This is a genomic window from Mycobacterium sp., from assembly GCF_044370595.1.
Lineage (GTDB): Bacteria > Actinomycetota > Actinomycetes > Mycobacteriales > Mycobacteriaceae > Mycobacterium.
In genome coordinates, this window is record NZ_JBILVF010000162.1 from 1 (window position 1) to 7502 (window position 7502).

A 7502-nucleotide genomic window follows, 5' to 3' on the forward strand; every position below is an offset into this window, starting at 1 on the left:
GTGGCGGTTTGTTTAGGCATGGTCGGGAATTGCGCTTCAAGTTTTTTTGTAATCCCACCTGCGATAGTCCCCTTGGCTGCGCGCACGGCCTTGCACCAACCTGCAAGGGTTCCGCAAGCAGCGGCTTCAACTTCGATGGCGGGTGCGATTGCTTGCGCCGCGCCCACGGCACCGGTGACGGCAACCTCAGGCTCCCCGGTGCTCACCGCCGCCGCCGGGGCCACCTCCGGTGTCGGGCCGGCCAGATCCTCGCGCCGGGTGACCGCCAGAGCGGCCCACGCGAGTGGCTCGGCACCGGGCCCACCGCTGCCGTCCCCGCCCAGCAGCGCCGCCGGATCGGCGTCGCCGCCGGCCAGGACATCAGGAGCGGCAGCCGTCATCTCCGGCGCCTCGCCGGCAGCGGCGGCGATTTCGACCTCAGGGACCACTGCAGTCTCGGGAAGCTCCATAACGCCCGCCGGCTCGACATCGACTACCGAGGGTACGACCGCAACCGGTGCGGGTTGGTCGATGACGACAGGCTCGGCTTCGGGAGTGATCTCCGGAGATTGCGCGATGGCCGCCGCCGGCGCTTGCGTGACCGCCGCCGAGGGCGCAGCGTCAGCGTCCCGTTCTTGAGGCACCTCACCGGCGTCGGCTTCAACAGCGCCGGATCCGCGTCCCGACCGCGCTGCGCGGCTCGTGCGGGAGTCACTCGTCGCTGCCCCCCCGGCATCGGCGGACGCAGCCGAATCGGCTGTGCGACCAGTCGGCGTGCTTCGACGGGGGGCCGAATCGGCTGAGCGGCTCGACTCTTGACCGGCCGACCCGGTCGAGTCCCCCGCGCCGGTGTCAGCCGCCGCGGCCGGGCTGAAACCCAGGATCGCGCTGCCGATACCGAGGGCGACGGCCAGCGCCCCGACCCGGCCCACGGCTTGCGTCGAACGCGCGGCCGGCGTCACAGGGTTGTTCCGGCGGGACCGGCCCCCGCCACGCGGCTGCCGACCAGAAAAATTATCCGCGCACATGTGGTGCCCTCCCGTGGAAACCTTGGGCTAGCTGACCGAACCCATTATTTCTTAGGGGTTTATCACAGTTTTTTGACGTTCAGAGTTGTTTTCCTGCGACCCGCTAGGGGAGAAAGTCACCCGCTAGCCGCGAGTACGGTTCGCCCGCGCGCTCTGGTATCGGCAGTCGCGTCGGCCGCACCCGCGTTATGACCGCGACTGACCACCGAGCACGGCGCCCAGTTCGGCCCGGTTGGCGATGCCGAGTTTGGCGCACGCCCGGTAGATGTGGCCCTCGACGGTTCGCACCGACATGGTGAGGGTTTCGGCGATCTGCCTGTTGGACAACCCTTCTCGCACCAGCGCGGCGATTTCGCGTTCCCGGCTGGTCAGCGGCAGCGGGGCGGCCGACTCTCCGGTCGCCGGTGTCGCCGCACCGCACTCGCCGATGAGCGTGGTGGCCCGAGTGCTCGCGGTCAGCCTGGCGCCCCGCAGATTCTCGCTCTCAAATCTCAACGCCGCCTGGGCAGCGGCGTCGGCTGCGGCGATCCGGTCCCCCATCTCCTCCAGATCGCGGGATACCTTCAGCAGCCCGTGGCCGTCCCTGCCTGCCAGCACCGACGCCCACCGCGCCACCAGCGCAGCCCGTGGACCCTCGACCAGACCGGTGAGTTCGGTGAGCCGGTCCACCTGCGGGTCAGCGCCGAACTGCAGCGCGGTCTGCAGGCACAGGACTTCCCGGGCGTGCTGACCGTGACCGCGGGCGAATGCCGCTGCGGCCCCAGCCAATTCGATGGCCGCGCTGCTGCGCCCACGTGCTGCGGCCACCCACGCCTCGGCCAGCATCCGGTTGGGTTCAATGAAGCTGTAGGCGGGGTGGCGGTCACGCTGCATGGCCGCCATCGCCTCGCTCGCCGCCTCGGTCTGGCCGGCCCGCGCGAGTGCCTCGGTGTAGGCCACCGCCAGCCAGTAACCGACGCCGAGGTAAGGCAGGCCGGCCTGCTCGGGGCGCAGTTCCTTGCGGGCCAACGCCGCCTTGAGCAGCCGGCAGGCGGTGGCCAGGTCGCCGTAGCCCAGCGCGGCCACCCCGTCGATCGCGGTCGCGATGATCTGCGGCACCCTCGGCAGGCCGGCCCACTGCTGACCAACACGGCCGGCGATGGTCCGGGCCTCCCCGATACACCCGTTGGTGACCAGGGCGTCGGTGTGGATAAGGGCAAGGGCCACAGCCTGATACGCGGCCACCGGCGAATTGGCGGCCAGCACCATCGCATCCTCGGGGGCCTGGGTGGCCGGCTGCGGGCGGCCGAGATCACCGAGGGCGATGGTGACCCCGAAGTTGAGGTTGATCTTCGAGCGCCCCGCCAGCCGGTCGCGGTCGATCCCGTCGGCCAGGGCGATCACCTCGGCCGGCCGGGCCGCCATGGCCAACTGCAGGCCGCGGAAGGCCAGCAACTCCTGCACCGCCGACGGTGGCGCGGTGGCCAACGCCTGATCGATCACCGACCAGGACTGCTCGATATTGGCCTGCGCCAGAAGCAGATTCAGGCCTCGCAGCACGGTGGCCGCGGCCCACAGCGAGTCGGGGGTGTTCTGAGCGGGTATCGCATTGAGCACCTTCTCGGCGTCCAGCGCCCGGCCGAGCAGCGCCAGCGCCCGGGCGTGCAGGATGTGAGCCTCCGTACCGGCGCCGGCGCGGATCGCCGCACCGGCCAGGCGCTCACTGAGCGTCATGTCCAACCGCCGGAACGCTTCGGCGCCGGCGCGGTAGAGCACCTCGGCGTCCGGCGGCAGATCCGAGTCCAGCCACAGCACGCCCAGACGCACCGGGTCGGGCGCGACGGCGCCGGCGCCGGCGCTCATCGCCCCGGCGATCCGGCCGCGCAGCCGTCGGGCCCGCATCAGGCCCATCCTGGCTCGGCGGGTCTCGGCGTAGAGCGGATGACCGATCCGCACGACGTCGGTGGGCGCCTCATGGGACACCCGGACCAGGTCACGGCGTTCGGCGTCCTCGATCGCCGCCGGGTCGGCCAGGCTGCTCAGGTAGATCAGGTTCAACGGCCCGGCGACAGCAAGCAGATCCAGGACGTCGGTCACCGGTTCGGGGGCCGCACCGATGGAGACGTCCACCAGATCGGCCAGGGTGGCCGAGACGGTGACCGGCCCGCTCCACTGCCATCGGCCGGTGGCATCACGGACCAACCGGCCGCCCTGAATTTCCTGTCGGACCAGTTGGTGCAGGAACAGCACGTTGCCGTGGGTGAGCTCCCAGATCCGGGCGGCCGCCGACGGGCTGACCGGACCATCGAGGACCCCCGCGAGCAGGGTGTCGCATTCCGGTCGGGTCAACGTTTCGAGGTCGACCCGACGCAGGTAACCGTCCTTCCACAGGGCGGTCACCGTCTCGGGGACCGACTCGCCGCTGCGCAGGGTGGCGATCACCCGTGCGGCGCCGCGGGCCACCAGTTGATGCAGCACGAACGCCGACAGGTCGTCGAGCAGGTGCGCGTCGTCGACGGTGACCAGCACCGGTTCGCCGTCCGAGGTGGTGGTGATCGACTTGATGACAGCACTGACCAGGGTGAGGGGTTGATCGTCGAGGCGTTCGATCCAGCCCGCGAACGCCCCCAACGGGATCGCCTGCCCCGCGGCGGTTCCCTCCACCGGCCGCACCACCCAGCCTCGGCGGGCCGCCGCCCCGGCCGCCTCGCGCCCCAACCGGGTCTTGCCGACCCCTGCCCCGCCGACCACGGCCGCACCGACGTAGCCGCCGTCGCCGTCGAGCAGCGCCGTCAGCAGGTCCAGTTCCCCGCCGCGCCCCGTGAAAGGCCAGTCCACCCAGGAATGTTAGGCCCAACGGGGTGCTCGGGGGGCGACTACCCGCCGTCTTGGATGTGCAACTACCTGCCGTCCTGGACGTGCGTTTCTCCGGAATACAGGTAGTGCACTACGCAGTTCCTACCCGCTGTCGCCGCTGAGGATTCAAAACACCAGTACACGGCCGACGCGCCCCACCCCGACCAGCAGGACGGGGGGACACATCGGGGAATGGATCACATGACCATGAACGAACTCACTCCAAAGCTAGTCGAGGAGATCAAGCAACTGCTGCGGCGCAGCTCGGTGCGGCACGGTCAGGCCTTTCGCGGTATGGAGAAGGGTTCGACGGCAGCCGAGATGGCCGTGGAGTGGGGCGACAAGACGCCGTCCTACGTCGCGAACGTGATGCGCAGCGTCCGCTACATCCTGGAAGGCCGGCTGCCCGCCGGGTCGGCGAACGCCTATGAGAACTCCTTCGGGTACCGGGAGTTGTGGGAGCAGGGCGCCTCCCCGGAGTTGCTGGACTACGTCAAGAACTGCCTGTACGAGTTGCAGCAGCGCAACCCGGAGGTCAAGGTCGAACCGATGGGCAGGGTGGTCTTCCCGGGTGGGGACGTCCGCCGTAAGTTCGGCAAGCCGGTGACCTACTGCGACAACTGTTTCCTAGAGATGCCCTGCGACTGCGAGTAACCCCGACTCAACCGGGGCCGAGGTGGCCGATCACCGAGTCAAAAGCGTTGAGGATGAACTGATCGGCCGACGGATCCGATGACACCGGCTGGGAGGACTGTTTGACGATGGCCACGCGGTGGCGGCGGTCGATGTAGATCCACTGCCCGTGGACGCCGATGGCGGTGATGGCCTCCCGGCCGGGGGTGTGCCGGATCCACCACTGCGCCCGGTAACTCCAGTCGCCGCCGGCCATTGCGCCGACGGCTTCCGGCCCGGCGGCGAACGCGTCCCTGCTGCCGCCGGCTTCCAGGGTGGCGATGATCGCCGGGGTGACGATCTGCCGGCCTTGTGCGACACCGTCGTTGAGCATCATCATGGCGAACCGCATGAGATCGCGGGGGGCGGCGTTGAGGCCGCCCCCGGCCACCAGGGTGCCGCACCGGTCAAGCAGCACATAGGTTTCGGCTTCGGTGCCCAGCTTCGTCCACAACACGTCCGACATCTGGTCCTGGAAGGATTTGCCGGTGACGCGATTCGTCAGCCAGTTGACGACGTCGGTCTTGGGTGTCTGGTAGCAGAAGATCTCGCCGTGCTCCAGCGCCGGATTCCTCTGCAGAGTGGCCAGGAGGTCGTAGAGGCTCTCCGACGCGGTCAGCCCAGGGATCTCCAGCCAGCCCAGCGCCAGTGCGTAGCGGGCGATGCCCGACTCCAAATCGGCGTAATCCTCGCTGAAGTCCATGGAGTTCACCATGTCCAAGACCTGATCGACGGTGGCCCCGGCGAATGCCGAGGCGCCGGTGAGTTCAGCGACGATGTCGGTGATCTGCTGGCCCTCGTCGAGCAGTCCGTCGGCCGCCGCCATCAGGGCGAACAGACCGGCGAAGGACTTGGTGCACGACATCATCTGATGCGGCCGGGTGGGGGTCATGCCGTTGGCGTAGTGCTCGTAGACGAGCCGGTCGGGGGTGGCGACCAGGAACGAGTCGGTGTAGGTCTCGCGCAGGAACGTCGGGAAGTCCGTGACGCTGCCGTCGCCGCGGGTCACCTCCAGACCGCCGATGCCGGAGTCGATCTGGGTGTCGACCGGTGCCGCGGTGCTGCTGGTGCGGATCGGCGCCGACGGGAAGATGGTGCGCATGTGCTGATAGGCCCACCGGTTATAGGGCGGCACCATCAGGGCGTTGGTGCGGTCGACCCGCTTGTCGGGCGGGGGCGGGAAGCCCTCCATCAGGCCGAGTTCCGCGGCGCTGGCGTACGGGTCGTCGGTCACCGTGGTGATCCTAGTCGTTGTTGTTGTCAGACAGCAGTTTTCGGCCGACCGCGCTGTGGTCGGGGGAAAACGAGCCGGCGTCCCAGTCCTGGTCGAGCAGCCAGAGCGACATCGCCCGAGCGCGGGCGGCGCAGGCGAAGTAGAGGTTGGGCAGGGCTACCTGGCGGTGCAGGGCGTTGGGGACGAACCCGGTGAAGCAGATCATGCCGTTGTCCCATACGTAGCTGCCGAACCCGTAGCCGGTGACGTTCCTGGTCAGTTCGGCGGCGTTGAGGGTCAACGCGAGTTCGATGCCCTTCTCCGCCGAGTCCAGTGCATAGGGGAAGCGCTGCAGGATCAGCAGTCCGTTGCCGTACAGCGGATGCTGCTGGTTGCCGATCACCTGGCACAGCGACGAGTTGGCGCCGTATGGGAATTCCACGGTCAGGCCCTGATCGCCGGCCGAGGCCATCAACGCCGGCGGTTGGCGCATGAAGTCGTTCACCGCGGCATCGAACTGCTCGTCCGGCCACTGGCATGGCGCCTTGCCCTCGTCGACGAAGAGGCTGACGGCGTAGACCATGTCGTCGGGCTCGGGGCGGCGCCCGCGCTGCGGGTGATCGGTCAGCGCCGGTCGGGCGCCGAGGCTGTGAGCCAGGTCCGGTCCCAGCACCCGCGCCTCGGCGAGCTGGGTCACCGCCGCCGATCCGATCACCACGGCCATCCACGGGGCGATCTCCTCGTGCACGCGGGCTAGCGAACACAGGCTCAGGGTGCCGGTCTGGGCGTCATACACCGGACCGGACAGCGCCGCGCACCGCATCGGCCCCTCGTTGAGGTCACCCAGGGCCGCCTCGGTGAGCTCAAGGTCGGTGAGCATGTCGGTGCGCACCCCGATCAGGTAGCCGGTGTCGCCGTCGGGGCCGATCTCCTCGCCGAGGATCTCGATGGTCTGTGCGTTGCGGTCGGCCCACCAGGTGAAGCCCCGTTCGGTGCGCACCGACCACTGGTCGTCGACCTGCAGTTGCTCGCGGTAAAGCCAGTCGATGGTCTGTTCGCCGGCGGTCACGGGTTCCCCTGCCTTACGGATGAGAGCTCACCGTAGCGCGACCGCCGGACCGGGCGGGGTGCGTCGGGTATGCCGCAGCGGCCGGGAAACCCCTACAGTTTGAGTGGTCGTCGAGTGCACAGACTTGGGGTGATGATGGTGTCGGTTCGTTCCTGCCTGTCGGCCGGGCTGGCCGCCGGGGTGCTCACCGCAGCCGCCGGTTCGGTGGCGCTGGCCCCCCTCAGCGCCCCGCCGCTGCCCGCGCTGGCCTCCCCCGCCGTGCAACTGCGCGCCGCCATCGCTGCGCTGCCGCTGCCCGCCGCCGCCCTGCCGAACATCCCCGACCCGATCGACGTCGGCTCGGCCGACTCGGCGGGTGATGCGATCATCAACGGCTACAACGCCATTGAGCCGTGGGTGCAGTACAGCGTGGAGCTGGGAGCCTGGGCGGTCGGCTGGCTGCCATGGCCGATCGGCCTTGCCGCTCCGCAAATGATCATCGCTTACAGCGGCATCCAGCCCGTCACTCAGGCCCTGGTGTACAGCACCGCGTATCTGATCGACGGCGAGTTCGACCTGATCGGGCCGACGATCACCAACGGGATCCAGACCGGGGTCGACAACTTCATCGCCGGCGAGATCAGCTGGTTCGCCAGCTTCTTCCCGCCACTGCCGCCGATCCAGTTCCCGGTGTTGCCGGGGGCGGCGACCGCCCCGGCTGACGCCG

Annotated in this window: 4 protein-coding genes and 2 pseudogenes; 2 read left to right on the forward strand and 4 right to left on the reverse strand. The window is 69.1% G+C overall.

The genetic code is table 11. The annotated features are described in order from the left end of the window. Positions 1-623 (reverse strand): annotated as a pseudogene (locus ADBZ5N_RS16025) (hypothetical protein); the annotation flags it as partial. Between the two features lie 570 nt (positions 624-1193). Beyond that, a complete protein-coding gene (locus tag ADBZ5N_RS16030) occupies positions 1194-3824 on the reverse strand; it encodes a LuxR C-terminal-related transcriptional regulator (protein ID WP_526259093.1) in 2631 nt (876 codons plus the stop codon). Between the two features lie 219 nt (positions 3825-4043). Here ADBZ5N_RS16030 and ADBZ5N_RS16035 point away from each other — a divergent pair, with 219 nt between their 5' ends. Further along, the gene (locus tag ADBZ5N_RS16035; RefSeq protein WP_526259095.1) at positions 4044-4496 is read left to right on the forward strand and encodes a hypothetical protein; all 453 of its coding nucleotides are present in this window, start codon (positions 4044-4046) and stop codon (positions 4494-4496) included. Between the two features lie 7 nt (positions 4497-4503). Here the strand turns inward: ADBZ5N_RS16035 and ADBZ5N_RS16040 are convergent, their stop codons facing one another. After that, positions 4504-5748: a serine hydrolase domain-containing protein gene (locus tag ADBZ5N_RS16040; protein WP_526259097.1), complete on the reverse strand. Its 1245-nt coding sequence runs from the start codon at positions 5746-5748 to the stop codon at positions 4504-4506. A 10-nt stretch (positions 5749-5758) separates the two neighbouring features. Further along, a complete protein-coding gene (locus tag ADBZ5N_RS16045; RefSeq protein ID WP_526259099.1) occupies positions 5759-6796 on the reverse strand; it encodes a hypothetical protein in 1038 nt (345 codons plus the stop codon). A gap of 132 nt (positions 6797-6928) precedes the next feature. Here ADBZ5N_RS16045 and ADBZ5N_RS16050 point away from each other — a divergent pair. After that, a pseudogene (locus ADBZ5N_RS16050) lies at positions 6929-7502 on the forward strand (hypothetical protein); the annotation flags it as partial.